This window comes from Streptomyces sp. NPDC088794, assembly GCF_044750545.1.
Classification (GTDB): domain Bacteria; phylum Actinomycetota; class Actinomycetes; order Streptomycetales; family Streptomycetaceae; genus Streptomyces.
On record NZ_JBIVKB010000011.1, the window covers coordinates 1 to 25,083 of the forward strand.

The 25,083-nt window shown below is 69.1% G+C and carries 22 protein-coding genes; 16 read left to right on the forward strand and 6 right to left on the reverse strand.

Annotated features, from left to right (window positions below; translation table 11 throughout):
- The first annotated feature begins 538 nt into the window (after nucleotides 1-538).
- The 11 genes from ACIP6U_RS27915 to ACIP6U_RS27965 all read left to right on the forward strand — a co-directional run bounded on the left by ACIP6U_RS27915 (nucleotide 539) and on the right by ACIP6U_RS27965 (nucleotide 10,942).
- On the forward strand, nucleotides 539-1,498 hold the full coding sequence (locus ACIP6U_RS27915) for a hypothetical protein (protein ID WP_401723132.1): 960 nt from the start codon (nucleotides 539-541) through the stop codon (nucleotides 1,496-1,498).
- Nucleotides 1,499-1,500: 2 nt separating this feature from the next.
- Complete coding sequence (locus ACIP6U_RS27920; protein WP_401723135.1) at nucleotides 1,501-1,872, forward strand: hypothetical protein; 372 nt, start codon at nucleotides 1,501-1,503, stop codon at nucleotides 1,870-1,872.
- Nucleotides 1,873-1,878: 6 nt separating this feature from the next.
- A complete protein-coding gene (locus tag ACIP6U_RS27925) occupies nucleotides 1,879-2,145 on the forward strand; it encodes a hypothetical protein (protein ID WP_401723138.1) in 267 nt (88 codons plus the stop codon).
- A gap of 1,288 nt (nucleotides 2,146-3,433) precedes the next feature.
- Nucleotides 3,434-3,700, forward strand: coding sequence for a hypothetical protein (locus tag ACIP6U_RS27930; RefSeq protein ID WP_401723141.1), 267 nt, complete (start codon nucleotides 3,434-3,436; stop codon nucleotides 3,698-3,700).
- The gene (locus ACIP6U_RS27935) at nucleotides 3,687-6,071 is read left to right on the forward strand and encodes a hypothetical protein (RefSeq protein WP_401723143.1); all 2,385 of its coding nucleotides are present in this window, start codon (nucleotides 3,687-3,689) and stop codon (nucleotides 6,069-6,071) included. Before ACIP6U_RS27930 ends, ACIP6U_RS27935 begins: the two co-directional genes overlap by 14 nt.
- A gap of 1,252 nt (nucleotides 6,072-7,323) precedes the next feature.
- Complete coding sequence (locus ACIP6U_RS27940) at nucleotides 7,324-8,232, forward strand: peptidoglycan DD-metalloendopeptidase family protein (protein WP_401723869.1); 909 nt, start codon at nucleotides 7,324-7,326, stop codon at nucleotides 8,230-8,232.
- Nucleotides 8,233-8,341: 109 nt separating this feature from the next.
- The gene (locus tag ACIP6U_RS27945) at nucleotides 8,342-8,506 is read left to right on the forward strand and encodes a hypothetical protein (protein ID WP_401723146.1); all 165 of its coding nucleotides are present in this window, start codon (nucleotides 8,342-8,344) and stop codon (nucleotides 8,504-8,506) included.
- 30 nt (nucleotides 8,507-8,536) lie between these two features.
- Complete coding sequence (locus ACIP6U_RS27950; RefSeq protein ID WP_401723148.1) at nucleotides 8,537-8,824, forward strand: hypothetical protein; 288 nt, start codon at nucleotides 8,537-8,539, stop codon at nucleotides 8,822-8,824.
- A complete protein-coding gene (locus ACIP6U_RS27955) occupies nucleotides 8,796-9,320 on the forward strand; it encodes a DUF6879 family protein (RefSeq protein ID WP_401723151.1) in 525 nt (174 codons plus the stop codon). The genes ACIP6U_RS27950 and ACIP6U_RS27955 overlap by 29 nt, the downstream gene beginning before the upstream one ends.
- Before the next feature lie 13 nt (nucleotides 9,321-9,333).
- Nucleotides 9,334-10,182, forward strand: coding sequence for a helix-turn-helix domain-containing protein (locus tag ACIP6U_RS27960; RefSeq protein WP_401723154.1), 849 nt, complete (start codon nucleotides 9,334-9,336; stop codon nucleotides 10,180-10,182).
- 535 nt (nucleotides 10,183-10,717) lie between these two features.
- Complete coding sequence (locus ACIP6U_RS27965) at nucleotides 10,718-10,942, forward strand: hypothetical protein (protein ID WP_401723157.1); 225 nt, start codon at nucleotides 10,718-10,720, stop codon at nucleotides 10,940-10,942.
- A gap of 524 nt (nucleotides 10,943-11,466) precedes the next feature.
- Here the strand turns inward: ACIP6U_RS27965 and ACIP6U_RS27970 are convergent.
- Nucleotides 11,467-12,024: a TetR/AcrR family transcriptional regulator gene (locus tag ACIP6U_RS27970; RefSeq protein WP_401723160.1), complete on the reverse strand. Its 558-nt coding sequence runs from the start codon at nucleotides 12,022-12,024 to the stop codon at nucleotides 11,467-11,469.
- 214 nt (nucleotides 12,025-12,238) lie between these two features.
- Between ACIP6U_RS27970 and ACIP6U_RS27975 the strand changes: the two genes are divergently transcribed.
- Genes ACIP6U_RS27975 through ACIP6U_RS27985 form a run of 3 tightly spaced genes read left to right on the forward strand, consistent with a single transcriptional unit; the run spans nucleotide 12,239 to nucleotide 15,842 of the window.
- Nucleotides 12,239-12,535, forward strand: coding sequence for an SHOCT domain-containing protein (locus ACIP6U_RS27975; protein ID WP_401723163.1), 297 nt, complete (start codon nucleotides 12,239-12,241; stop codon nucleotides 12,533-12,535).
- On the forward strand, nucleotides 12,532-13,284 hold the full coding sequence (locus ACIP6U_RS27980) for an ABC transporter ATP-binding protein (RefSeq protein WP_401723165.1): 753 nt from the start codon (nucleotides 12,532-12,534) through the stop codon (nucleotides 13,282-13,284). The genes ACIP6U_RS27975 and ACIP6U_RS27980 overlap by 4 nt, the downstream gene beginning before the upstream one ends.
- Entirely contained in the window at nucleotides 13,281-15,842 is a 2,562-nt protein-coding gene (locus tag ACIP6U_RS27985) for an ABC transporter permease (protein WP_401723167.1), read from the forward strand. The genes ACIP6U_RS27980 and ACIP6U_RS27985 overlap by 4 nt, the downstream gene beginning before the upstream one ends.
- Nucleotides 15,843-15,980: 138 nt before the next feature.
- Here the strand turns inward: ACIP6U_RS27985 and ACIP6U_RS27990 are convergent, their stop codons facing one another.
- Together ACIP6U_RS27990 and ACIP6U_RS27995 are read right to left on the reverse strand one after the other, a co-directional pair.
- Nucleotides 15,981-16,511 carry an ATP-binding protein gene (locus ACIP6U_RS27990; protein ID WP_401723170.1) on the reverse strand — a complete coding sequence of 177 codons (531 nt, stop codon included), beginning with the start codon at nucleotides 16,509-16,511 and terminating at the stop codon, nucleotides 15,981-15,983.
- 226 nt (nucleotides 16,512-16,737) lie between these two features.
- Nucleotides 16,738-17,061 carry a hypothetical protein gene (locus tag ACIP6U_RS27995; protein WP_280879887.1) on the reverse strand — a complete coding sequence of 108 codons (324 nt, stop codon included), beginning with the start codon at nucleotides 17,059-17,061 and terminating at the stop codon, nucleotides 16,738-16,740.
- A gap of 390 nt (nucleotides 17,062-17,451) precedes the next feature.
- Between ACIP6U_RS27995 and ACIP6U_RS28000 the strand changes: the two genes are divergently transcribed.
- The gene (locus ACIP6U_RS28000) at nucleotides 17,452-18,606 is read left to right on the forward strand and encodes a PLP-dependent cysteine synthase family protein (RefSeq protein ID WP_401723173.1); all 1,155 of its coding nucleotides are present in this window, start codon (nucleotides 17,452-17,454) and stop codon (nucleotides 18,604-18,606) included.
- On the opposite strand, the gene ACIP6U_RS28005 is transcribed toward ACIP6U_RS28000, so the two are convergent.
- Both ACIP6U_RS28005 and ACIP6U_RS28010 read right to left on the reverse strand, forming a co-directional pair.
- Nucleotides 18,580-19,050 carry an SRPBCC family protein gene (locus tag ACIP6U_RS28005; RefSeq protein ID WP_401723176.1) on the reverse strand — a complete coding sequence of 157 codons (471 nt, stop codon included), beginning with the start codon at nucleotides 19,048-19,050 and terminating at the stop codon, nucleotides 18,580-18,582. The two genes, ACIP6U_RS28000 and ACIP6U_RS28005, sit on opposite strands and share 27 nt — an antisense overlap.
- Before the next feature lie 127 nt (nucleotides 19,051-19,177).
- Nucleotides 19,178-19,996: a DeoR/GlpR family DNA-binding transcription regulator gene (locus tag ACIP6U_RS28010; protein ID WP_124001150.1), complete on the reverse strand. Its 819-nt coding sequence runs from the start codon at nucleotides 19,994-19,996 to the stop codon at nucleotides 19,178-19,180.
- Nucleotides 19,997-20,309: 313 nt separating this feature from the next.
- Between ACIP6U_RS28010 and ACIP6U_RS28015 the strand changes: the two genes are divergently transcribed.
- Nucleotides 20,310-22,688: a hypothetical protein gene (locus ACIP6U_RS28015; protein WP_401723179.1), complete on the forward strand. Its 2,379-nt coding sequence runs from the start codon at nucleotides 20,310-20,312 to the stop codon at nucleotides 22,686-22,688.
- On the opposite strand, the gene ACIP6U_RS28020 is transcribed toward ACIP6U_RS28015, so the two are convergent.
- Entirely contained in the window at nucleotides 22,658-25,081 is a 2,424-nt protein-coding gene (locus ACIP6U_RS28020; protein WP_401723181.1) for a right-handed parallel beta-helix repeat-containing protein, read from the reverse strand. The two genes, ACIP6U_RS28015 and ACIP6U_RS28020, sit on opposite strands and share 31 nt — an antisense overlap.
- Between the last annotated feature and the right edge of the window lie 2 nt (nucleotides 25,082-25,083).

Sequence of the window (25,083 nt, forward strand, 5' to 3'; positions counted from 1 at the left end):
TCGATGACCAGAAGTCGATCATTCGGGAAGGTACGCCCTCCACGTTCCACGAGGCACCCCTCCCGAGTCCGATCCACAGGTCTTGAGCATTGCTCCTCGCCGCGCCTGAAGCTCCGTCGCCGGACCCCTAAACGATCTCTGTGGCGCTGCCTGTGGGCGGCGCCTCTTTCATTTACCCCTCTTTAGACAGGTAGATAGGAACGGAGGACGTTATGCCGACGTGCGACGTCCCGTCTCGACCGACAGTAGAGAAGCCGTGCCCGGTGTGCCGGCGTCAACTCCCCAGGAACAGCACGTACTACGCCCGCGACGCGATGTGTGCGCAAGGGCTGAAGCGGCGTTGCCGCGACTGCATCAACGCCGCGGAACGTCGACGCTACGCGGACTCGTCTGAGGCCATACGCAAGCGCGTGAAGGAACGACGGGCGGAGCGCACGGAGCTGTTCCGAGACTCCCCGCAGTGGACTGCGACGCCACGTCACCGGGCGACTGACCAACTCGGGCCAGTCGCCTTTCTTGCATCCCCAGAGAGGCACTCATGACCGACAACCCCGAACTCTCCGCGGCCCTTGCCGTGGTCCCCCAAATCGCGCGTACCGAAGCCCTGTTGGAGGAGGCGAAGAAGCGTCTCCGCGACCATCCACGGGGCTCTGTGCCTGACGTCGCGCGCAACGAGGTCATCGACGGTGCCGTTGCCAACTTCCAGCGGGACGGGACATGGCCGTCGGATCTCGGCAAGCGTGCCGCGAAGGCGTACACGGCCGCGATGGAGTGGGAGGCGGAACGGATCGCGAGGGATCGCGCGAAGACGTCGACGGAGCTGCTTGCTTACGACACTCGACAGGGGTTCTCCGCTGACGCGCTGGAGCACTTGGGCACGCGTCTGAACGACGTCCTGAGCGACGCCAGGAGGAACGCGGAGACGCTCGGTGACGTACGGACCGCAGGTGCCGCCGTCAGGGCGGGAGGCGCCGTCGTGGAGGCGTGGGGCCGCCTTCAGGGGCTCGTCGACGACCTGACGAACATCCGTGCAGCGCAATGGGACCTCCTTCTCCCGCGCCTTCGTCCGGGGGATCCGGCGGGCAACTTCGACGAGAACCGGCGAGCGCTGCGCGGCTGGAAGAGCGAGGGGTTCGGTGAAGTCGGTGGGCCCCTGGACGACGTTCCCGAATCCGTCCGAGAGGCAACGCGCTCCGGCCGGTATTCCGAAGACGTTCTGCTGTGGCTCGCGAGTGCCGGCACAGCGAAGGTGCCGACGACGTTCGAGGAGCTTCAGGACGACGTCAGCGCGGGAAGCCTCCCTGACGCCTTCGCGGGCGCTGACTGGTCGGACATGAGCCCGTATGTCACCCCAGCGCTCGCGCACGTTCTGTCGCAGGTGCCTCCGCACTCCAAGACGCCAGCGATCGATGACACCAAGCCCCGCCCGGCCCCGCCCAAGCCCACCACGGTCCCACGGGACCGTGAGGCGACCACCCTCGAACACTTCCAGGAGTAACCATGCCCGAGCAGAACCCCGAGCAGCCGCACCCTGCGGAACTCGAACTTGCCCGACTCCGCGCAGGCCTTACGGCAGGTCTGACGCCCGAGCAGTCCGCGCGCCTCCAAGGCGCCACGGCGGAGGAACTGGCAGCGGACGCAACAGCCTTTGCCACGGAGCTGGGAGCGGCCAACTCCGCGTCGTCAGAACCTCGTTCGGGTGGGAACCAGGGTCCTGACGTCGCTACGGCGACAGGCATAGCGGCTGGCGCGGCGCTGTACCGCGACCGTCACGGCCTGGACGACAACGGCCGACACCCCGAGACGCACTCCACCGTGACGGACGGGCGGAACCCGTTCGTCACCCGCACCTACGACATGAATGGACGGTAAGAACTGATGACTGCCACCTACCACTCAGTGACCTCGGCCTTTGACGAGTACCTCTCGACAATCCGAGACCAGGCCATCGCGCTGAACGGGACGACCGTGAGCGTCGGCCTGATCGGTGGGCAGACTCTCGCCGGCACGCTGACGTACATCACCGAGACCCTCACGGGCTGGCCTGCGGGCGGTAGCCAGTGGCCCAACGCGTTGACCCTTACCGTGTCGACGAAGGTCCACAAGATCAGGCTCGACCACGTCAGTTCACTTGGCCAGGGCTGACGTCACCGACGCCTCCAGAACTCCGCAAGCGCACGAATGATTTCTGCCCGCTCGCGGGCCTCTGAGCCGCGCAGGCCGACTACAAGTGATGCGAGATAGGTCAGTGCCAGCAGAAGTAGGACAGCGAGCACGAGCCACGGTGAAGCGGCAACGATCTCTGTGAGCGGGCCCCACACGATTTATCCTCCACGACGATAGAGCTGTCTGCGTGGAGGAATGCTGTCTGTCAGCGAACCTCAACGCTGACAGACGACTGCCTGTCATACACGCAACGCCCGCGTCCGTTGCGCCCGTCTCATGACGGTACGTTGAGGTCCGTTAAGACCATGATGAAGCTCGTGCTTTAACGCGGGACCGGCCGCAGCCGGGTGAGGCCGAGCCAACTCCAACGGGTCCCTCAAGTCGCCTGTTGAAGCGCGCGTCGGGTGCGGAAAGGCCCTGCCAACCACAGGCTAGCGCAACACGCTAGGAGTTGGGGGCAGTTCAACGGTAGGTCAGCGCCGGCGTCAAAACCTCAGTGCCTCAGCCCACGCGCGTACAACGTGAGCCAGGCTCCGCAGGATTGACGGCCTGTCCGCAGGATCCGTGCCGCGGAGGGCGACACACACCAGTGCAAGGGCAGTGACACAGAGCACCGTGACGCAGTAGGCGAGTGCAGCGAAGGGGTTGAGCGCGGGCCACATGGTCGAGCCTCCACGAGGCGTAATGCCGTCGAGTGGAGTCCTACGGGAACGTGTGAGCCCACTGACGGACAGGTTGCTGTCCGGCGGCCTCCTGCCTGGAGGCGTCCCAGCGGGCTCGCTCTGGGTAGCGACCAAGTGGCTCGTCTTGGCAACGATCCCAACATCGCGTGGGCAGCGTCCCAGGTTCACTCTGGGCAGTGGTCCGAGTGCCACGGACTGCAAGTGGTGCTGGTCGGAATCTACCACGACTAGCCCCACCCCAGGGGGGTGACCCCCAGCCGGCCGATATGAAGACCGTAAAGGTGCTGGGCCTCGCTGTCTGTACGGGTCTGGGGATCTGAACTGTCACGCTTGTGAAGGCTCCTTCACAGCCCTCTGACGCCCCGTTGGGGCCCCTGGCGCGCGACGGACGAGGCGGATCGTGTGCGTCAGACGATCAAGTCATAGGCGCGGGACCCTCAACTAGTCAATACAAACTCGCTGCTCAGCAGGCTTTAAAGCGTAACACCGTCAATAGGGGCGTCTGACGGTACAAGATGCACAGTCCACACAAGGCCCGTAGCGGATTCCGCTACGGGCCTTTGTCATGCCCGGAAAGGGACCTCGTGAATTCAGAAGACATATGCGCGCGGGACGGCTGCAACTTCCATGTTGAGCTGGTGATGATCGGCGACACGCCGATGCCGGCCGTTCACTGCGGCGATGCGTGCGCGGATTTTGATTGGCTCCGACGCGCCTTGGAAGGCATGGAACCTTCGCCCGAGTTGGCCGCTTCCATTCAGTCGCTCAACGCCCTCGAACGACTCCTGAATGGCCGTACTGACCCGTTTGCCGTGGGCCCTCTCCTGGATTCGCTCTATGACCGATCTTGACATTGTCGGTGGAGCAGCGGTCGACGTCGTCCCGATCGCTCCGAACTTCCACACCAAGCTGAAGGCGATCGTCCTCCCTGCGGCCGACAGAGTAGGGGAGGAGGCTGGCCGCCGTATGGGCGATGCGATCTCACGGAACATCGTGGTCAGTATCCCCAATGCGATCAACCACGGTGGCCAGGCAGCGCGTGTAACTGCAACTCGCCAGGGCGGGCAAGTCGGTGGCGCCTTCGGCCGCTCCGTCAAACTCAAGCTGGAAGAGGCATTCCGAAGCCTCCCGCGCGCTGACGTGCGACTCGGTGACACAGGTCTCAATGCGGAGCTAGACCGCTTGCGGGCGCGTTTGGCGACGTTGTCCGGGAAGACGATCGGCATCGACATTGACGCCGGCGCAGCTCTCGCGGAAATCACTGAGATTGACGCGGCGTTGGCTCGGTTGGCTGCTGAAAACCCGAGCGTTCAGGTCCGAACGGACACGGAATCCGCACGCGCGGCGTTGGCGGCAGTCCAACGCCAGATTAACGACGTCGACCGAGACGACGTCAATATTCGCGTCAAGGCGGATACCGCCGGAGCCATGTCCGCGCTACGCGCACTCGGGATCGCCATTGTCGGTGTCGCTGCGATCCCGGTAATCCCAGTTGCCGCCGCGGGAATTGGCGCGATCACCTCCGCGGCTGTGGTGGCCGGCGCGGGAGTAGGAGCGCTTGCGCTCGCTGCCATTCCGGCAATCAAGGGCGTGACGTCGGCGATTCAGGCGAAGTCGGCCGCGGAGAATCAGGCGTCCACGGCCACGGACAATTCCGCGGCGTCGAACGTCAAGGCCTCTCAGACAGCGCTCCAACTCGCCGGCGCGCAGGCTTCATTGACGAGCACACACCGTCAGGCAGCGTCGGCCGTGGCGCAGGCGAACCGTCAGGTGCAGGACTCCGAACGGGCACTGAGCGACGCCAAGCGTTCCGCGCGGCAGGCTGAGGAAGATCTCACGCAGGCGCGGGAGGACGCCGCACAGAGCCTCCGCGACCTGAACGACCAACTCCTAGACGGCCTGCTTGACCAGCGTGAGGCAACGCTCCGTGTGCAGGAGGCGAAGGCTGACCTCGACGCGACGCTTGCCGACCCGAAGGCAACTGACCTCCAGCGCGAGCGTGCTCAGCTCAGCTACGACGAGGCTGTACGCAACGCGGACAAGCAGAAGCAGAAGAACGCAGAGCTGAAGAAGTCCGCCGAGGATGCCAACAAGGCAGGCGTCGACGGCAGTAAGCAAGTGCAGGACGCGAAGGAGCGCCTCGCCGACGCGAACGGCAAGATTGCTGACCAGGAGCGCGCACTAGCCGATTCCCGCGCGAAGGTGCGTGACGCCGAGATCCAGGGCGCGGAAGCTGTCGCGTCTGCGGAGCGTGGCCTCCAGGCCGCGTGCCTTTCCGGCGTCGACACCACGGCGAAGACGGTCACTGCGACCGACTCGTACCGCAAGGCGCTCGCGGCCCTGACTCCCGAACAGCGTGGCCTCTACGACGCGCTTGCCGGCTCCAAGGGTCTGACGCCCGCTTTCAAGGCCTGGTCGACGTCGCTACAGCCTGACGTACTGCCGCTCTTCACCCGTGGCGTGAACGCAGCGAAGAACGCTCTCCCTGGCCTGACGCCCGTAGTCAGGGGTGCCGCGGACGGGGTGGGCGAACTCCAGGACGCAGCGTCGCGGGAGGTGAAGAAGCCATTCTGGGCGGGGTTCGCGAGGGACATCAACGGCGCTGTGAAGCCCGCTGTCGTAGGCCTCGGAAAGACCTTCGGTAATGTGCTGAAGGGCGCTGCGGGCATCATTGACGCCTTCCTCCCTCACATCGACTCCATCGCGGACCGCATGGTGAAGTCCTCCGGGAAGTTCGCCAGTTGGGGGACGAGTCTCAAGGGTTCTCCGGAGTTCGAACGATTCCTGAAGTACGCCGACAAACACGGCCCCCTCGTTGCGCAGACGGTTGGCAGCATCGCCGGAGCATTCCTCGCGGTCGGTTCGGCCTTGTCGCCGCTATCCGGTCCTCTCCTGACGTTCATCGGCAGTGTGGCGAGTGGGATTGCCTCAGTAGCGAATACGCTTCCGTGGCTCGTCCAAGGGATGTACGCCGCGTATGTCGTCACCAAGATCTGGACGATTGCGCTAGCGGCGTTCAACTTCGTGATGTCCCAAAACCCCCCTCGTGCGAATCGGCTTGCTGCTCGTCGCGCTCGTCGCGGCAGTCATCTACGCCTACAAGCACTGGGATTGGTTCCGCGAGACCGTTCAGATGGTGTGGGCGGCAATCCAGACTGCCGCATTGTGGGCGTGGGAAAACGTTCTGAAGCCCGTGTTCGAGTCCATATCGACGGCGCTTGAGGGCGTCGGCAAGGTCGCCGTGTGGCTGTGGAAGAACGCGATCGGTCCAGCGTTCTCAGCCATCGCCCTCGTGGGCAAGATCCTCGCAGCAGTGCTCATCACGCTGGTCATAGCCCCGATCGTCATCGCAGTTCAGCTCCTTGGGCTGTGGATAGGGTGGCTGTGGGAAGACGTGTTCAAGCCGGGCCTGACGTTGATCGGTGCTCTGGCGGTGGCGACGTGGAAGAACTACCTTTGGCCGTTCTTCCAAGGATTCTGGGGCGCGCTGAAGTGGGTGGGCGATAAGTTCGTCTGGCTCTACGACCACGCAATAGCCCCGGTATGCGGATGGATCGCAGAAAAGTCCAAGTGGGTTTGGAGCAAGGCTCTCAGCCCCGTACTCCATGCCATTTGGGACGGGTTGGGTTGGCTCGGCGACAAGTTCAAGTGGCTGTACGACCACAGCGTCAAGATTGTCTTCGACTGGATCGCGGACAAGTCCAAGTGGGTTTACGACAAGGGCATAAAGCCTGCGTTCGACAACATCCGCGACGCACTGAAGCTCGTCAGCGACGCATTCGGTACCGCCCGTGACGCCATCGGTAAGGCGTGGGGCAAGGTCGTAGACATCACGAAGAAGCCCGTCAACTTCATAATCAAGTGGGTCTACACAAACGGTATTAAGGCCGTTTGGGATCGTGTGGCTTCGTTCGTCGGACTGGGTAAACTGCCTGCCGCTCCTAAGCTCCTGGAGGCGGGCGGAACAGTCGGAAACGGCTGGGGTCCGGCAGTCCCGATGCGGACGAACAAGCCGACGGCAATCGTCGGTGAGGGAAACCCGCGATACCCGGAATACGTCATCCCGACGGATCCGAAGTACCGGGGCCGCGCGCTCGCTCTCCATCAGGCGGCAGGATCTCAGCTCCTGGAATCCGGTGGCATCCTCGGCGGAGTGTGGGACTGGACGAAGGACACCGTGTCCGACGTCATCGGCAAGGGGATCGACTGGGCGAAGACGGGCGCTGACCTTCTCGTCCACCCCGGCAAGGTGTGGTCGACGCTGACGAAGCCGATCCTGTCGAAGGTCGGTGCCGGCGTCGGATCCGCGTCCATGGGCGAGGCGATCGCGAAGTACCCGGTCAAGATCGTGTCCAGCCTGAAGGACATGATCGTCAACTCCGTCGCCGGGATGTTCTCCGGTGGGGGAGGAGTCGGTCAGTGGGCGAAGCCCGTCAACGTCCCGTACGGGACAAAGTTCGGCGTCGCTGGCTCCATGTGGTCGTCCGGCCGTCACACCGGCCTCGACTTCCCCGCTCCCGTCGGAACCCCCGTCCACGCGGTGGCCGGCGGATCGGTGTCGAGCGTCGGGACCGGCGGACCGTACGGCAACCACATAGAGATCAGCCACGGAGGCGGACTCAGCTCCCTCTACGCCCACATGTCGAAGATCCTCGTCGGCCTGAATCAGGTCGTGGCGCAGGGTCAGACGGTCGGCAAGGTCGGTGCGACGGGCAACGTCACGGGACCTCACCTCCACCTGGAGGCGCGGGTCAACGGGCGTCCGGTCGACCCCATGCCGTACCTGACGGGTGGCGGAGCAGGGACGAAGATCTCCAAGTCGATCGCGTCGGCGAAGGCCTACGCGAAGGGGATGCTCGGTCAGTACGGATGGGGACCGAGCGAGTTCCCCGCCCTGGAGAAGCTGTGGACCGGTGAGTCCGGTTGGCGTTGGAACGCGGAGAACAAGAGCAGCGGAGCCTACGGCATCCCGCAGTCTCTTCCCGGTTCGAAGATGGCGTCCGCGGGCGCTGACTGGCGGACCAACGCGGCGACGCAGATCCGTTGGGGTCTCGGCTACATCCACGACCGTCCCGACTACGGGTCTCCCTCCGCTGCGTACTCCAAGTGGCTTGCCCGCTCGCCTCATTGGTACGACGACGGCGGTTACATCCCTCCGGGTCTCTCCCTCGTGGCCAACGGCACCGGATCCCCGGAGCCCGTGTTCACCGGGTCCCAGTGGTCCGACATCCGCGCCGCGAAGAGCGGCGGAGGTGCGTCGACGATTCACGCCGACGTTCGGGTCTTCGTCGGCGATCGCGAGATCACGGACATCGTCCGCACGGAGATCAACACCTACGACTCAGAGGTGGCAACTGACCTCTACAACGGAAGGCGGATCTGACCGCACACCGCACGCACACTTGGGCCGTCCGTCGCCATGGCGGGCGGCCCTCTTCACGCCCCGCGGCCGACATGGACGCGGGGCTTTCGACGTTCAGGAGGAGTGAGACATGTTCGACTGCACGAAGACCGTCAAGGAGCAGCACACCGCGGGCTGCCTGCACTGCGGTGTGGAGCTGACACAGACGCAAGGCGCGGGACGGGTGCGCCGGTACTGCACGCAGGCTCACGGCCGGCTGTGGCGACGTCGCATGCGCCACGCGGGTTGGCTCTAGGCGCTCTTGACGATCGCGTCCGTCGGCGTGATGGTCGTAGACATCTGTAGAACCGACAAGAGGGTTGGAGCTGCAATGACGCTACGGTTTATCGCGAAGGACCCCAACACGGACGGCGCGAACTGCCCGACGGTGTGGGTCGACGTGGAACGGCAAGAGATCGTCATGCAGGGGTGGAAGGTCGACGAGGGCACTCGGGACGACTGCTTGACGGTCGGACCGATCCCCGAGAGTGAAGAGGTCGTGCGGCTTCCCATGCGGATGGTCGCTGCTATCCGGGAGGCGTGTGATGTGGCGGAGCGCTCCACCGTTCGGTGAGCTGCTAGCGGGTTGTCAGAAGTCGGCCGTACATCTGGAGATGCGCGACCACTACGACGACCCTGACGAGGCTCCCCGCGTTGAGGCGTGGAAGTCCGGCTATCGGCCAGACCCGGACGACCGGGCCACGTGGTGGCGTCCGTGGCTCGACATGGTGGCGGAGACGGTCGCACGGGGCGTCGACATCCGCCGTGCCCGGATCGTCTCGGAGCCCGTCAGTGAGTACACGCGCTACCTGTACGACGGGACGTTCACCAACGTTTCGGCCGGCGAGCAGATTCGATGGCTCCCGCGTCGCGAGGCGTCGGACCTGGCGTTGCCGGGCAACGACTTCTGGGTCTTCGACGACCGCCTAGTCCGCTTCGGCTACTTCTCGGGGGAGGGCACCTACCTCGGGGACGATGTCACCGACGAACCCGCCGTGGTGAAGCTCTGCGTCGACGCCTTTGAGGGCGTCTGGAGCAGGGCGACACCCCACCAGAAGTACAGGATCTGACGAGTCTCAGCACATGCCTACGTCGCCGTCATCGAGTGTTCAGGATGCCCGTCGGGCCGTGGCTGCCCAACTACGGGAGATCCGCCGGGACGCTGGCCTGTCGGGTAAGGACGTTGCGGAGCGCACAGGTTGGTACCGGTCTAAGGTCTCCAGGCTGGAGAACGCCGTAACGCCCCCGTCCGACGAGGACGTACGTGCGTGGTGCAGGGCTTGTGACGCTGACGGGTTGGCTGCGGACCTGATCGCGGCCTCCCGCTCAGCCGACTCGATGTACGTGGAGTGGAGGCGCCTGCAACGGACTGGGTTGCGGCGACTCCAGGAGTCGTACGTACCCCTTTTCGACCGTACGCAGGTCTTCCGCGTCTACTGCTCCAACGTCGTCCCTGGGCTGTTGCAGACGGACGAGTACGCGGCTGCGCTGCTCGGTTCCATCGCAGCGTTCAGGGAGACGCCCGACGACGTGACGGATGCCGTCGCAGCCCGAATTGAGCGATCGCGAGTCATCCGGGAGGGTGGGCACCGGTTCGCGCTGCTCGTTGAAGAGGCGGTGTTGCGGCACCGTGTGGGGGGCGCTGCGGTCATGGCCGGCCAACTCGGGTACCTCCTCTCCATCATGGCTCTGCCGTCCGTCTCACTCGGTGTCGTTCCCTTCTCTGCGGACCGACGCATGTGGATGCTGGAGACGTTCAGCGTGTACGACGAGGGGCAAGCACAGGTCGAACTACTGACGGCTCAGGTGAACGTCACCGCTCCCTCAGAGGTGGCTCAATACCTCAAAGCCTTCGGTGAGTTCTCCAAGCTGGCTGTCTACGGAGCCGGTGCTCGCGCGCGAATCACTGCCGCCATTGACGCTCTCGGGTGATTCCCGTGGAACTCTGTAGAACTTCCTAGAGCCGCCACCTTCCCACTCCGTAGCGTCGAAGCTCAGACGGCCCGCGGCGGAGGTGTAGGGATGGCACTTGAGACAACGCTCAGAGAACCGATCCAGCTGACTGACCCGCTCGATTCTGGTCCGCCGGAACCCGCCCCCGGCTGTGACGTGTGCGGTGCACTGCTCAGTCAGTGGAGGCAGGCGACGGACGCCGGAAGCCCTAACCACGACCCGTCGCGTGGGGTGGATCTGGCGGTCGAGATCCGTCGGCACCCGCACGACTGGAAGACGGGGACGGAGTGATGTCGAGCCACGCCACCCCTGAAATACGCGCCCGCGTAGAACTGGCCTCCACAGCCACCCGCAGGTTCATCGAGTGCGTCAGGTGCATAGAGCACAAGGTCCTTGACGGCGAAGACAACCCGGACGAGTGGGCGTTGGACCACCAGCGAACCCACAACTCACACGTCAGGTACCGAATCGTCTCGATGACGGACTATCGCGTCGTCCCGACTGCCGTGGCGCAATGACGGACGACGACGGCGTCTGCGGCGCGACGAAGACGTTCCCCGACGACCCGGAACGGTTGAAGGAGCTTGTCCTTCCTCCGACCTGGGCGGGCGTCACCGTGGTCTGCACGGAGCAGCCCCACGAGGGGCCGGACGCCGTGCACGTCGGTCCGGTTGTCGTCGACGGAAAGCTGAAGGCCGTCAGCGTGTGGGGCCCGGGGTGGATCCCCGAGTTCTCCTGAGCCCGCGTGCCGGTGTTGCCGTTCGCCGGCGCGTGGTGGGGCGTGGCGGGGGAAGGTTCGTCGAGAGCCGGTGAGGTCGGCCCTTTCGACGGCTACAGCCTCCCCCGTCAGCGTCCCGAAGCTCCGCCCCTGGGCATCACCTCACCCGCCCGGGGGCGGAGTCCAGAACCTCCCTCCCCGTGTGCTCTGAAACGGCGGGGAGGGGGAAGCCCGCGGTTCTTCGCACCTTCCTGCGGGCGTGGTGTCGCTCGCCAGCGAAGCCTCCCCCAGGGGCTAGCCGGCGGGCGACACCACCGAACTTCCCGCCCCCGGGTAACTGGGGGCGGGGCACTGCCCGTCGCGAGGGGTCCCGCTCTGCAAGGGACTGCCCGGGGCGGTACAGGAGCCCCACCCAACTGCCTCCCCCGTGGCGGTGGGTGGGGCTTCTATATGTTTCCGCAGGCAGACAGGCTGTTAATCTATATGCAAGGGTGTCCATGCAGTGAGGGTCAACTCGTACTGCATGGCGTGCATTCGGTGCCTTCCTATCGCGGTGCGAGCAGGGAGAGCAGGCCCCGGACGGCGGTGTCGAAGGCGGCGGGGTTCCCGGCGGCGCGGGCGAGGACGTAACCGCCCTGCACGGTCGCGAGGACGGTCGCGGCGATCTCCTCGCCGTCCAGGGAGGGTGCGAACTGCCCTTGTTCCTTGCCCTCTTCGACGATCCCGGCGAGCCGCTCCCGGATCCGGTCGAGCGTCTCGTCCACCGGCGCGCGCAGCTCGTCGTTGGCGATGATGTCCGGGTCCATCGTGAGGCGCCCGACCGGGCAGCCGCGCAACACATCGCGCTCGCGGCGCAGATACTCCTCGATCCGCTCGTACGGCGTCCCCGGGCCGTCGAGTACTCCCTCGGCGGCAGCCAGCAACTCCTCGGCCGTCCGCCGGATCGCCGCCAGGGCGAGATCCGGCTTCCCCTTGAAGTGGTGGTACATGCTGCCCTGCCCGGCGCCCGCGCGCTCCAGGATCGCCTTGGGACTGGTGCCCACGTAACCGCGCTCCCACAGCAGCTCGCGGGTGGACTCGATCAGTCGTTCCGGGGTGCTCATACAGGCACTGTACATACTAGTAGTTACAGAATTCCAGGGTTGTGGGAGCAGCTGGAACGAACCCGCGTACTCCCCGGGAGGTACGCGCACTGCCGCTGGCCGTACGACGACCCGGACCCCTCCTCGCGGCCAGTCTCGATTCATCACCGGAAGCCCCTTTGGGACAACGAACCTCGCTGAGGCTTTCCAAGACTCTCCAAGGAGATGAATCGACATGCAGACTCTCGCGAACTGGAACGGCGGCGGTCCCGGCCCGTGGATCCTGTTCTTCCCGCTGATCTGGGCGGCCGTCGTGGTCGGCGTCGTCACCCTGCTGCGCCGGACCGTCTGGCGTGGCCGGCGCGGACCGTGGCGCGCGTTCGAGGATGCGCGCCCCTCGGGCGACTCGCCCCTCGCCGTGCTGGGCCGGCGCTTCGCGTCCGGTGAGATCGGCGAGGACGAGTACTGGCGCCGGCTGTCCGTCCTGGACGAGCAGTTCGGCCGCACGGCGGGCAAGGGCGGTGCCGCATGACCACCGCGACCGCCACGCGGACGGCCGCCCGGGTCGTCGAGGCCGTGAAGGTGTACGGCCGCGGCGACACCGAGGTGAGGGCCCTGGACGGGGTGAGCGTCGACTTCCCGGTCGGCCGCTTCACCGCGATCATGGGGCCCTCGGGCTCCGGCAAGTCCACGCTCATGCACTGCGCGGCCGGCCTCGACACGCTCACCTCCGGCGCCGCCTGGATCGGCGACACCGACCTGGGCACGCTGGACGACCGCCGCCTCACCCTCCTGCGCCGCGACCGCGTCGGCTTCGTGTTCCAGGCCTTCAACCTGGTGCCCACGCTCACCGTCGAGGAGAACATCAGACTGCCCCTCGACCTCGCGGGCGCCGGCAAGGGCGACACGGAGTGGCTCGACGCGCTGATCGACGTCGTCGGCCTGCGCGACCGCCTCCACCACCGGCCCTCCGAACTCTCCGGCGGCCAGCAGCAACGCGTCGCCGTGGCACGGGCGTTCGCCGGCCGGCCCGATGTCGTCTTCGCCGACGAGCCGACCGGCAATCTCGACTCCCGCGCGGGCGGCGAGGTCCTGGGCCTGCTCGGCCGCACCGCGCGCCAGACCTCCCGCGCGGTCGTCATGGTCACCCACGACCCGGTCGCCGCCGCCCACGCCGACGAGGTCGTCTTCCTCGCCGACGGGCGCCTGGTGGACCGGATGGAAGCCCCGACCGCCGACAAGGTCCTGGACCGTATGAAAGCCTTCGAGGTGCCGTCATGAACGCCTCGGTCCGCCTGAGCGTGTCCTCGCTGCGTGCCCACAAGCGGCGCTTCGCCGGCACCTTCCTCGCCGTGTTCCTCGGCGTCGCCTTCCTGGCCGGCACCCTCGTCATGGGCGACACCCTGCGCGCCAGCTTCGACACCATGTTCGGCAACGCGACCAGCGGCACGGACGCCGTCGTCCGCAGCGCCGACGCCATCACCACATCGGGAGAGAGCCAGGGCGTACGCCAGCCGGTCGCCACGGACCTCGCCGACAGCCTCGCGAAGGTGCCCGGTGTCGCCTCCGCAGAGCCCGAGATCCAGGGCGCCGGCCAGCTCGTCGGCAAGAACGGCAAGCCCATCGGCGGCCAGGGCCCGCCCACCCTCGCCGGCAACTGGATCACCGACCCGAAGCTCAACCCGTACCAACTCGCCGAAGGCCGCGCCCCGTCGAAGTCCGGCGAGGTCGTCGTCAACCGCGGTGCCGCCGACAAGGGCGACCTGAAGATCGGCGACACGACCACCCTGCGTACCCCGGACCCGGTCCAGGTGCGGATCGTCGGGCTCGCGACCTTCGGCGGCGAGGACGGCATGGCCCAGGTGACGTTCACCGGCATGACCCGCGCCGACGCCGAGAAGTACCTCACGGCCAGGCCCGGCGAGGCGTCGAGCATCCAGGTGCGGGCCGGCCCCGGAGTGAGCGAGAAGGAACTTGTCGACCGGCTGACGCCCGTACTGCCCAAGGGAGTTGAAGCCATCACCGGCCAGGAGTCGGCGCAGGAGAACACCGACATGATCTCCAGCCAGTTCCTGACCATCTTCACCACCTTCCTGCTGGTGTTCTCCGGCATCGCCCTGCTCGTCGCGACCTTCTCCATCCACAACACCTTCGCGATCGTCGTCGCCCAACGCACCCGCGAGAACGCCCTGTTGCGGGCCCTCGGCGCCTCGCGCCGCCAGGTCACCGCGGCCACCCTGGTCGAGGCGACCGTCGTGGCCGTGACCGCCTCGCTCGCCGGGCTTGCGGGCGGCATCGGTATCGCGGCCGGACTTCAGGCACTGTTCCCGGCGATCGGATTCCCGTTCCCCAAGGGCGACTTGGTGATCAGCGCGCTGTCCATGGCGCTGCCGCTCGCCGTGGGCATCGTGGTCTGCCTGGGCTCCGCGCTCCTGCCCGCCGCCCGCGCCGGACGCACCGCCCCGCTGGCGGCCCTGCGCGAGACGGCCGTCGACTCCTCCGGCGCCTCCCGCACGCGGGCCGTCGTCGGCGCGGGCCTGGCCGCCCTGGCGATCGCCGTGACGCTGACCGGCGTCCTGGTCTCACCGTCCTTGTGGCTGGCGGGACTTGGCGCCGTACTCGCCCTGGTCGCCTTCGTGGTCCTCGGCCCGGTCGCCTCCTCGACGGCCGTACGCGTCCTGGGCAGCCCCCTGGACAGGCTGCGCGGGGTCACCGGCGGACTCGCCCGGCGCAACGCGCTGCGCAGCCCCAAGCGGACGGCCGCGACCGCGAGTGCCCTGATGATCGGCGTGGCGGTGGTCGCCCTGTTCACCGTCTTCGGGGCCTCGCTGAAGGCCACCATGGACCAGACCGTGTCCCGTTCCTTCGCGGGCGACGTGGCCGTGAGCACACCGTCGTTCGGCGCCGGTGGCAGCGGACTCAGCCCGCGCCTGGCGGGAGCGGTCCAGCGACTGCCCGAGGTCGACACGGCCGTGGGCCTGGGCCGCGGAGTCGCCGAAGTCGACGGCAAGGGCAGGGCGTTGACGGTCGCCGACCCGACCGCCTTGCAACGCACCTTCGACCTCGGCAGGGTGGACGGCTCGATGAGCGCCCTCGGTACCGACGGCATCGCCATCACCAGGAGCGAGGCCGAGAAGCAGCACCTCACCACCGGCGACAAGGCCCGACTCACCTTCACCGACGGCAAGAAGGAGACCTTCACGGTCCGCGCGGTCTACGGCCGGTCGGAACTCGCCGGCGACTACGTCATCACCCGCGCCGCCTGGGCCCCGCACCGTACCCAGGACTCCGACACCCTGGTCGCGGTCTCCTTCAAGGACGGCGTGAGCACGGACGCGGGCAAGGCGGCCGTGCAGAAGGTCGCGGATGCCTACGGCAACCCGGAGGTGCAGACCCGCGCCGAGTACGCGCAGTCCTCGGCAGGCGGCATCGACATGATGCTCACCCTGGTCTACGCCCTGCTGGCCCTCGCGGTCCTCATCGCGCTCCTGGGCATCGCCAACACACTGACCCTGGCGATCCACGAACGCACCCGAGAACTGGGCCTGTTGCGCGCCGTCGGCCAGACCCGGTCCCAACTGCGGGCCATGGTCCGCTGGGAGTCGGTCCTCGTGGCGGCCTTCGGCACGGTCGGCGGCCTCGCCCTCGGCGGCTTCCTCGGCTGGGTCCTGGTCGAGGCCTCGGACGGCGCGAGCGACAGCGCCTTCGCCTTCGCGATCCCGCCCGTGCAGCTGCTGATCGTGGCCCTGGTGGGCCTGGCGGCCGGTGCCCTGGCAGGCTGGCGCCCGGCCCGACGGGCGGCCCGCCTGGACGTACTGCGGGCGATCGCAACGGAGTGACCGAGCGGGGCAGCCCGGGAGAGCCAGCCGGGCGAGCGGGGAGCCCGAGTGAACGGGGGAGCCCGGGAGAGCCTGCCGAGTGAGCGCAGGAGCCCGGGGGACCCACGGGGTGAGCGGAGGAGCGACCGGCTCCTCCGCTCACCCCGCCACGGCGGACCGGGCGGCGGCATGCGCCGCCCGCCGGACATCGACCCCGTGTTCGACGTCCGCGAAGCGTTGGGCCGGCTTCTCGCTCACCCGCCGCGGCATACGCGCGGGCGTGGCGGGCGGCGGCTGCGCGGCGGGCAGGGTGAACCAGACGACCTTGCCCGACTCGCCGTCCGCCCGCACCCCCCAGCTCTCGCTCACCGCGGCCACCATGGCGAGCCCGCGCCCGCTGGTGGAGGAGGGGTCCACGTCCCGTACCTCGGGAAGGCGGGGATCGTGATCGTGCACGGAGACCGTGAGCCGGTCGAGCAGCAGCTCGATCTCCACCGTGCACAGCTTGTCGGGCTGCGCGTGCCGGTGGACGTTGGTCAACAACTCCGTCACGCCGAGCGCGGCGTGGTCTATCAAGGGATCCAGATGCCAGTAGCGCAACTGCGCCGATACGATTCTGCGGACCTGGCCGATCCGCGACGGCAGGGCATGGAGCTCCACCGTGCAGTGCCTGCTTGGGTGACTGATCACGGCTGCGACTCCCCGACTGAGATGGTCCGGAAGAACACGGAGTTCGGATCCAGCAGGGGCCCCGGCAAAAACGGCCGCCTGCTGGCGTGTCCGGCGGGCTGGTTCGCAGCGTTATCGCCGGTAAACCCAGAGTGACGTGAGACCAGCGTGACGCAGGGGGTGCGGTACCGCAACTCGCGATGGGCCACCCGCTCTACGGAGGTCGGCCGGCTGTCCGTCGAACCGGTCAGCCGCCGCGCCGCGCGGCCTTGCGCACGGCCTCGATGAACCGGCGGGCCGCGGGCGGCCCCGGCTCCCCGGGGGCGGGGTCGTGGTCGCCGAGGGTCAGCAGGTACCGCTTGCCGTTCAGATCCGCGAGCGCCCGGCCGTCCGGCGCGAACCACGGCTTGGAGGCGCGAACCGCCTGCACCGGCGCGCTGTCGATCTCGCTGCCGTAGCTGGTGAGCAACTCCAGCCGGCCGTCGCTGATCCGGACCTGTCCGGCCCGGGTGAGCGAGCGCAGCCGTTTCCCTATCCCCACGCCCTTGGCCGTGAACTCGGGCTCCGCCATGCCGCTCCGCCCCCTCGTGTGCGTCCGATGCGCCGGACCGTGAACCTGCGCGGCTCTTGATCCGGCCGGTCTCGTGATCCAGCTCGTCTCGTGATCCAGCTCGTCTCGTGATCCAGCTCGTCTCGTGATCCAGTGTGCGCCCCCTCCGGTGAAGTCTGCCCGCGCCCGGCGTCGAGCACCAGTACGCCTGGACACCCCGAGCCCGGCACCCGGAGCACTCGCGCGAATGCGCCCCGTGGCGGGTGCCTCGATGGGTGCCGTCCCGCCCCAGGGCTGCCTTTGGGCTGCCCAAAGGAGTGTTTATGCAGGTGAGAAGCGTGTGGAAGGTGCATATGATCGATGTGCCGGCCACGCGAGGCGTCGCCGGCGCGAAGCAGAAGGAGCCCCGCCGTGACCACCCCACAGCAGACCCGGACCGGCGTGACCCTCGACGTCGACCACAGCGACGCCGCCTACCGCGCCTGGCTGAAAGAGGCCGTACGCAAGGTCCAGGCGGATGCCAACCGCTCGGCCGACACCCACCTGCTCCGCTTCCCGCTGCCCGAGAAGTGGGGCATCGACCTGTACCTGAAGGACGAGTCGACCCACATCACCGGCAGCCTCAAGCACCGCCTCGCCCGCTCGCTCTTCCTGTACGGGCTGTGCAACGGCTGGATCCGGCCGGGCCGCCCGGTGATCGAGGCGTCCAGTGGCTCCACGGCCGTCTCCGAGGCGTACTTCGCGGGGCTGATCGGCGTCCCCTTCATCGCCGTCATGCCCCGCACGACGAGCGCCGAGAAGTGCCGTCTCATCGAATTCCACGGCGGGCAGTGCCACTTCGTGGACGACTCGCGCAAAATGTACGAGGAATCCGCCCGCCTCGCGGCCGAGAGCGGCGGCCACTACATGGACCAGTTCACCTACGCGGAACGGGCCACGGACTGGCGTGGCAACAACAACATCGCCGAATCCATGTTCCGCCAGCTGGAGTGGGAGCGGTTCCCGGAGCCCGCTTGGATCGTGGCCACGGCCGGCACGGGCGGCACCTCCGCGACCATCGCGCGCTACGTCCACTACACCCAGCGCGATACGCGCATCTGCGTGGCCGACCCGGAGAACTCCTGTTTCTTCGAGGGCTGGACCACCGGCGATCCGGACGTCACCTGCGACTGCGGCTCCCGTATCGAGGGCATCGGCCGCCCCAGGATGGAACCGAGCTTCGTGCCCGGCGCGATCGACCGGATGATGAAGGTCCCGGACGCGGCCAGCGTCGCCGCCGTGCGCGCCCTGGAGCGGGCCATCGGCCGCAAGGCGGGCGGCTCGACCGGCACCGGTCTGTGGAGCGCGCTGAAGATCGTCGCCGAGATGGTGGCCGAGGGCCGCCAGGGGAGCGTGGTGACGCTGTTGTGCGACCCGGGCGACCGCTACCTGGACAAGTACTACTCGGACGCGTGGCTGGCCCAGCAGGGCATGGACATCGAGCCGTACACGACGGCGATCGACTCGCTCCTGGAGACGGGTGTCTGGTCCGCCGAGGGCCTAGGCGGAGAGCCGTCGGTCCAGTGAGGTGACCGCGCCCCGGAAAGCGCGCCCGAGCGCCGCCCGCGATCCCTTCATGACCAGCCGCAGTGGAGCAGACCCGTCCGCGGCGAAAGTCCACTGCGCGCGCGTGCCGGTACCGGACGGCAGCAGCCGCCACTCCTCGACGAGCGCCCGCAGGCCCGGCGCGTTGCCCGCGTCGACGCGGTAGGCGTACACGTCCGGCTCCTTGGACGCGAGGATCGTCTCCTCGAAGTGCCCGCCGCCGGTGAGCCACACCTCGCGCCGGGTGCCGTCGCCGAGCAGCCGGGCCCGTTTCACACCCGGGAACCACTCCGCCCACCCCGGCACGTCCTCGGCGAGGGCGCGGTGCACCGCCTCGGGGGAGGCGGACATCTCCCGGGCGAAGACGAGACGTACGGGCGCGGTCTCGACGAAGTCGAGCCCCTCGGGGCGCAGTTGACGAGCCATGGACGAGAACCCCCTTGGCGGCGCAGGGTGGTTGACCGGGCAGCGTCACGATAGCTGGCGGTCCGTCAGATGTCTGCACCGCCCGGGACCCGCCCGGCGGAGCCCGCCGGCATGGGCCCCGGCCGGATCAGTCCTCCGGCTCGCCCGCCACCATCAGCCGCCGCAGATGCTCGGAGATCTCCGCGCGCGCGGAGCCCGGCAGCCCGGCGTCCGTCACCAGCGTGTCGACCTGCTCCAGCGCGGCGAACGAACTCAGGCCCACCACGCCCCACTTGGTGTGGTCGGCGACCACCACGACCCGCCGTGCCGACTGCACGAGCCGCCGGTTGGTCTCCGCCTCCGCGAGGTTCGGCGTCGACAGACCGGCCTCGACCGATATCCCGTGCACACCGAGGAACAGCACGTCGAAGTGGAGCGCCGCGATCGCCTGGTCGGCGACCGGACCCACCAACGAGTCGGAGGGCGTGCGCACTCCGCCGGTCAGCACCACCGTGGCCGCACCCTGCCGGGGGCCCGAGGTGCGCTGCGCCGCATGGAAGACATCGGCGACCCGCACCGAGTTGGTGACCACGGTGAGGTCCGGCACGTCCAGCAGCTGATGCGCCAGCGCGTACGTCGTCGTACCGCCCGACAGCGCTATCGCCGTACCCGGCGCCACCAGCTGGGCCGCCGAGCGCGCGATGTCCTCCTTGGCCGACAGCTCCAGGCCGGACTTGGCCTCGAAACCGGGCTCGTGCGTACTCGCCTCCACGACGGGCACCGCGCCGCCGTGCACCTTCTCCAGCACACCTTGGCGGGCGAGCGCGTCGAGATCGCGGCGGACCGTCATGTCCGACACGCCGAGCTTCCGCGTCAGCTCGTTGACCCGAACCCCGCCCCGACGCCGAACCTCGTCCAGGATCAGGGCGCGCCGCTGCTCCGCGAGGAGGTTCTGATTCTCACTCACGTACGCTCCGGTCCTTTCGCCTCAAGCCGTCCGACACGCCCCGCGCACCCGCTCCGACCACGACGTTCTCCCCGGCCCCGGTGCGTGGGCGTCCCATCCTCGCACGGGTCGCGGTCACCGGCGCCACCGGTCGCCCGTCGCGCACATGTCACTGGCGGCCCACGAGTTCCTCCCTTGTCGCACGGATCGGGGAGATTCAGTGACAGGAATCGGGGAGATTCAGTGACAGGAGGTGTAGGGGAGGCCGAAAACGGCCATCCTTATGGCCCGCACGGACAACAGCAGATGGCGCGTCACGGGGGAAGTGCGAACAGTGCAACGTGCAGAGGAACGCGTACAGGAACGCCCTGCGACCGGTGGGCCCGAGCGCCCCGGCGCACAGCCGGAGGAAACCGGCACGGCCCTGGAACTCCTGGTCCACGGCGTGGGCGGCACCACGCCCGAGAAGATGCTCGACGATCCGCGCACGGTACGGATCAGCGGTGACGACACGGCGGCCGTCTTCCGGCGCGCCGAGGACGTCGACGCGGAGAACCGCCCCGACGACCGGCGCGGCCAGCCGGTGCCGGAGGCCTACGTCTGGTGCAACCTCACCTCGGGCAACAGCGCCCGCGCCCTGTGGCTCCTGTTACTGCCGTTCATGGTCGTCAACCTCGCGCACTGGATGCGCCCCGGCGCGCAGGGCCACCGACGGGCGGTACGCCTGTACGGGCTGCTCGTGCGGCTGATCGGACTGACCCTGACGGTCCTGCTGGTCGCCGCGGCCTGTGAGGTCGCGCTCGACCTCGCCGCCTGGCAGTGCGCGGGCACGCACGCGTGCGCCGAGCGCCATTCCTGGCTGGGCTTCCTGTCGCCCGCGGCCTCGCACCACGGCTGGTGGAGCGACCCCGGCCGCCGCCTCGCCCTCGCGGCCGTCGTCCCCGCCGCGCTCACCTGCCTGCTCTGGTACCTCTCCCGGCGAACCTGGAGCGCCTACGAGTCCCAGCAGCCGATCTCCCGCAAGGCCGAGCCCGAGGAGGACACCGACGGCACGGCCCTGGGCCGGCCCGGCTTCTGGTACGGCCGCCGCCTGGTGGCCCGGCTCCGCGCCGCGCACACCGCGGCCGGGCTGCTGACCGTCGCCGCCGCGCTCGCCACGACCGCAGCCCGCTTCGACCGTGAGCCCGGCGGCTCCACGCTCCTCGACACGCTGGGCCGCTTCCTCGTCGCCGCGATCCTGGCCACCGCCGTCGGCGTGGTGTGGGTGGTCTGCCGCCGCGGCCGCAGCGAGAACTTCATCGACCGGCGCCTCGACAAGCACTTGGTACGGCGCCTGCCGCTCGGCGCGCTCGCCCTGCTCGTGCTCTCCGCCGTCTACGCCGGCTGGGAGCGCCCCGGATGGGCCTCCGCCGGCCGCCTGCCCGGGGACACCACCTTCGGCACCATCACGCTGGTCCAGGGCGGGCTGGTGATAGCGCTGGCCGTCGTCGCACGCGTGCTGCACCGCACGCGCCCCGACCCGCGCGCCGCCATGCGCGGCCTGGGCGGACCCGCCGTCGCGATGCTCGCCTGCGCCCTCGGCGGCGTGATGTCCGGCGGGGTCTCCCAGCGGGTCTCCGACTGGCTGGACGGCACCGGCACCTCCATCGCGGGACCGCCGGTCCTGCTGACCTGGCAGGCGTCCGCGATCCCCGTACTGATCCTCGTCCTGCTGGTGCTCTGCGGCGGCCTCGGCCGGCGGGCCTGGCTGCTGCGCCGCGCCGCGATGGGCACCATCGAACTCGACTACGCGGGGGAGCCCAAGGACACCGCGCGCACCCGCAAGATCGCCACCACGCGCGCGATGGCCACGCTCACCGACCGCGGCCCCCTGCTCGTGGCCGTCGTCTCCACCACGACCCTGCTCCTCGGCGCGGGCGCCCTGGTCGGCGCGTTCACCACCGACAAGGCACCGGCCCAGGCCGCACTGCCCGCGCACGCGTTCGTGCACGGCGCCGCGCAGACCGCCCAGGCACTCGGCTCCTGGCTGATCGGACTCGGCTTCATACTCTTCGTCACCTGGGGCCGGCGCGCCTACAAGGACGCCTCCGCGCGGCGCACCATCGGCATCCTGTGGGACGTCGGCACCTTCTGGCCGCGCGCCGCCCACCCCTTCGCCCCGCCCTGCTACGCGGAGCGCGCGGTGCCCGACCTGACCTGGCGGATGGCGACCTGGACCCGCGCCACCGGCGGCCGGCTCGTCCTGTCCGGGCACTCGCAGGGCAGCGTGCTCGCCGCCGCGGCGGCCTGGCAGCTCAAGCCCGCCGTCCGCAAGCGGGTCGCCCTGCTGACGTACGGCTCACCGCTGGAGCGCCTCTACGGCCGCTGGTTCCCGGCCCACTTCGGGCCGGCCGCGCTCGGCTCCCTGCACCGGGACGTCGACTGCTGGCGCAACCTCTACCGGCTCACCGACCCCATCGGCGGCCCGGTCGGACTGCCCGGCGACTGCGGCCCCGCGGTGGACCGCGGCCCGCTCAAGGACCCGCTCGGCTACGGCCGCACCGCGCTGCACCCGCTGCCCGCGCCCGTCCTGGGCCACTCCGACTACCAGGCCGACCCGGCCTTCGCCGAGGAGCGGGAGCGGCTGCTGGCCCGGCTCAGGCCCGACCTGCCGACCCCGCGCCCCGAGGCCGGGGCGCCGGCTCAGGCCGACTCGGGCAGGTCCTCGGCGTAGAGGAGGGTCAGGTCGTCCGTGCTGGGCTCGGCGAACTGGGCGACCCGGCTCGCGTGCCGCTCGACCATGCCCTCGAAGGTCTGGCGGGCGGTACGGCCGTTGCCGAACGCCGGGCCCTTCGGGATGTCCGTGAAGTACTTCAGGAGCGCGTCCGAGGCGCCCGGTGCCAGCCGGTACTCGTGCTCCTCGGTCTGCTGCTCCACGATCCGCAGCAGCTCCTCGGGCCCGTAGTCGCCGAAGGTGATGGTCCGGGAGAAGCGCGACGCCACACCGGGGTTGACCGAGAGGAACCGCTCCATCTCCGCCGTGTAGCCCGCGACGATCACCACGACGGCGTCCCGGTGGTCCTCCATCAGCTTCACCAGCGTGTCGATGGCCTCCCGGCCGAAGTCCCGGCCCGAGTCCTCCGGAGACAGCGCGTAGGCCTCGTCGATGAACAGCACACCGCCGCGCGCCCGGTCGAAGGCCTCCTGGGTGCGGATCGCCGTCGAGCCGATGTGCTCGCCGACCAGGTCGACGCGGGACACCTCGACCAGATGCCCCTTCTCCAGCACACCGAGGGAGGCCAGGATCTCGCCGTACAGCCGGGCGACCGTCGTCTTGCCGGTGCCGGGGGAGCCGGTGAAGACCAGGTGGCGCTTGACCGAGGCCGCCTTGAGGCCCGCCTGCTGGCGGCGCCGGCCGACCTCGATCATGTCGGTGAGCGCCCGCACCTCGCGCTTGACGCTCTCCAGGCCCACCAGCGCGTCCAGTTCACCCATCACGGACTGCGAAGTCCGCGCCGGCTGCTCCGGCTCGGTGGCGGTGACCAGGGGCTCCTGCTCGGCGGCCCGCTGCCCGGGGATCGCGCCGAGCAGCCCGGCGGACTGACCCGCGCCCTCCACGGCCGTCTCCCGCAGGCTCGCGCTCTCGTCGCTGGTGCAGTCCTCCACGACGGGACCCGTGCCGGCGCCGGCGTCAGGGCCCGCGTCCGCGAACTCGTACCCACCGCGCGCGCAGCGCTCCGTGCGGCACTTGCGGAGCGTCGCCCGACAGCCGTCTATCACGTGGAAGCCGTAGCCGCCGCTGCCCGTCACCCGGCAGTTGAGGAAGCTGCCGCGCCCGCCCGCGGACACGTAGAAGCCCGCCTCGGCCGGCGAGTCGACCGTGCAGCGTTCGATGGTGGGGTCGGCGCCCTTGGTGACGATCACGCCGGTCTGCGTGCCGTCCACCGTGCAGTTGTTGAGCGTGCCGCCGCTGCCGTGGTCACGGAACCAGGCACCCGTCGCCGCGTCCCGGATCCGGCAGTCGTCGAGCTGCGCGGTGGCGCCGTCGCTCACCGACACGGCCGTGTTGCGCACCTGCGAGATGTCACTGTCGACGACGTCCGCGCGCGAGCCGCGGTCCAGCACGAACAGCGCGTCCGGCACGTCGTGCACCCGGCAGGAGTCCAGTACGGCGGTGGCGCCGTCGCTGACCCAGACGGCCGGGTAGTCGCCGGTGCTGTCGAAGATCTCGCACTGGTTGGCGTCCACGCGCGTGCCCGGGTCCCACACCGACAGGCCGTTGCGCCCGAACTGACGGACCGTCGTGCGGGTCAGCGTGAGCACCGAGCGGGAGCGCAGGTCGACCGCGTTCTCCGGGATGTCGTGGATGCGGCAGTCGGCCAGGGTCAGCACCGCGTCCGTGTCGAGCGTGACGCCGTCCCCGGTGGTGCGGTGCACATCGCAGTCCGTGAGGTGCGCGGTGGCGCGGCCGGTGACCTGGACGCCGCTGCCCCGGACCTCGTAGATCTCACAACCCACCGCTTCCAGCGCGGAGTTCTCCCCGGTCGCCGCCAGGCCCGAGCCCGAGGCGTGGTGGATCCGGCAGCGCTCCAGGCGCGGATGCCCGCCGCCGCGGACCGAGACGCCCGACTGGCCGGCGGAGACGACCTCGCACTCCTCGAACACCCCGCCCCCGCCGTCGAGTACGGCGATACCGACACCGGCCGGGTTGTCGACCGTGCAGCGCCGCACGGTGGGCCGGGCGCCGCCGCGCACCTCGATGCCGGCCGCGGAGCGCGTGACGATCCGTACGTCCGTCAGCTCGGGCGTGCCCTCCTCGACGAGCAGGGCGGGAGCGGCCGCGTCCTGGCCCTCCACGTGCAGGTCCTGCACCACGGCGGAGGCCCGCACGGTCAGCGGCACCCCGTCCAGCGGGGCGATCCGTACCGAGCCGGGGGAGCCCTCGGGGCCGCGCAGGGTCACCGCCCGCTGGACGACGAGGTTCTCCCGGTAGGTGCCGGGGGCGACGGTGAGCACGTCCCCGTCGGCCGCGGCCTCCAGGGCGGCGGCGAGCGACGCGTACTCACCCGTGCGGCGCCGCCACCTCGATGTACCGGTGTGCGTCACCTGGACCGTGCCCTGTGCCATGG

Coding starts and splice junctions, on each gene's coding strand:
- ACIP6U_RS27915 (WP_401723132.1), top strand. CDS start 539: ATGACCGACAACCCCGAACTCTCCGCGGCCCTTGCCGTGGTCCCCCAA.
- ACIP6U_RS27920 (WP_401723135.1), top strand. CDS start 1,501: ATGCCCGAGCAGAACCCCGAGCAGCCGCACCCTGCGGAACTCGAACTT.
- ACIP6U_RS27925 (WP_401723138.1), top strand. CDS start 1,879: ATGACTGCCACCTACCACTCAGTGACCTCGGCCTTTGACGAGTACCTC.
- ACIP6U_RS27935 (WP_401723143.1), top strand. CDS start 3,687: ATGACCGATCTTGACATTGTCGGTGGAGCAGCGGTCGACGTCGTCCCG.
- ACIP6U_RS27940 (WP_401723869.1), top strand. CDS start 7,324: ATGTGGTCGTCCGGCCGTCACACCGGCCTCGACTTCCCCGCTCCCGTC.
- ACIP6U_RS27945 (WP_401723146.1), top strand. CDS start 8,342: ATGTTCGACTGCACGAAGACCGTCAAGGAGCAGCACACCGCGGGCTGC.
- ACIP6U_RS27950 (WP_401723148.1), top strand. CDS start 8,537: ATGGTCGTAGACATCTGTAGAACCGACAAGAGGGTTGGAGCTGCAATG.
- ACIP6U_RS27955 (WP_401723151.1), top strand. CDS start 8,796: ATGTGGCGGAGCGCTCCACCGTTCGGTGAGCTGCTAGCGGGTTGTCAG.
- ACIP6U_RS27960 (WP_401723154.1), top strand. CDS start 9,334: ATGCCTACGTCGCCGTCATCGAGTGTTCAGGATGCCCGTCGGGCCGTG.
- ACIP6U_RS27965 (WP_401723157.1), top strand. CDS start 10,718: ATGACGGACGACGACGGCGTCTGCGGCGCGACGAAGACGTTCCCCGAC.
- ACIP6U_RS27970 (WP_401723160.1), bottom strand. CDS start 12,024: ATGAGCACCCCGGAACGACTGATCGAGTCCACCCGCGAGCTGCTGTGG.
- ACIP6U_RS27975 (WP_401723163.1), top strand. CDS start 12,239: ATGCAGACTCTCGCGAACTGGAACGGCGGCGGTCCCGGCCCGTGGATC.
- ACIP6U_RS27980 (WP_401723165.1), top strand. CDS start 12,532: ATGACCACCGCGACCGCCACGCGGACGGCCGCCCGGGTCGTCGAGGCC.
- ACIP6U_RS27985 (WP_401723167.1), top strand. CDS start 13,281: ATGAACGCCTCGGTCCGCCTGAGCGTGTCCTCGCTGCGTGCCCACAAG.
- ACIP6U_RS27995 (WP_280879887.1), bottom strand. CDS start 17,061: ATGGCGGAGCCCGAGTTCACGGCCAAGGGCGTGGGGATAGGGAAACGG.
- ACIP6U_RS28005 (WP_401723176.1), bottom strand. CDS start 19,050: ATGGCTCGTCAACTGCGCCCCGAGGGGCTCGACTTCGTCGAGACCGCG.
- ACIP6U_RS28020 (WP_401723181.1), bottom strand. CDS start 25,081: ATGGCACAGGGCACGGTCCAGGTGACGCACACCGGTACATCGAGGTGG.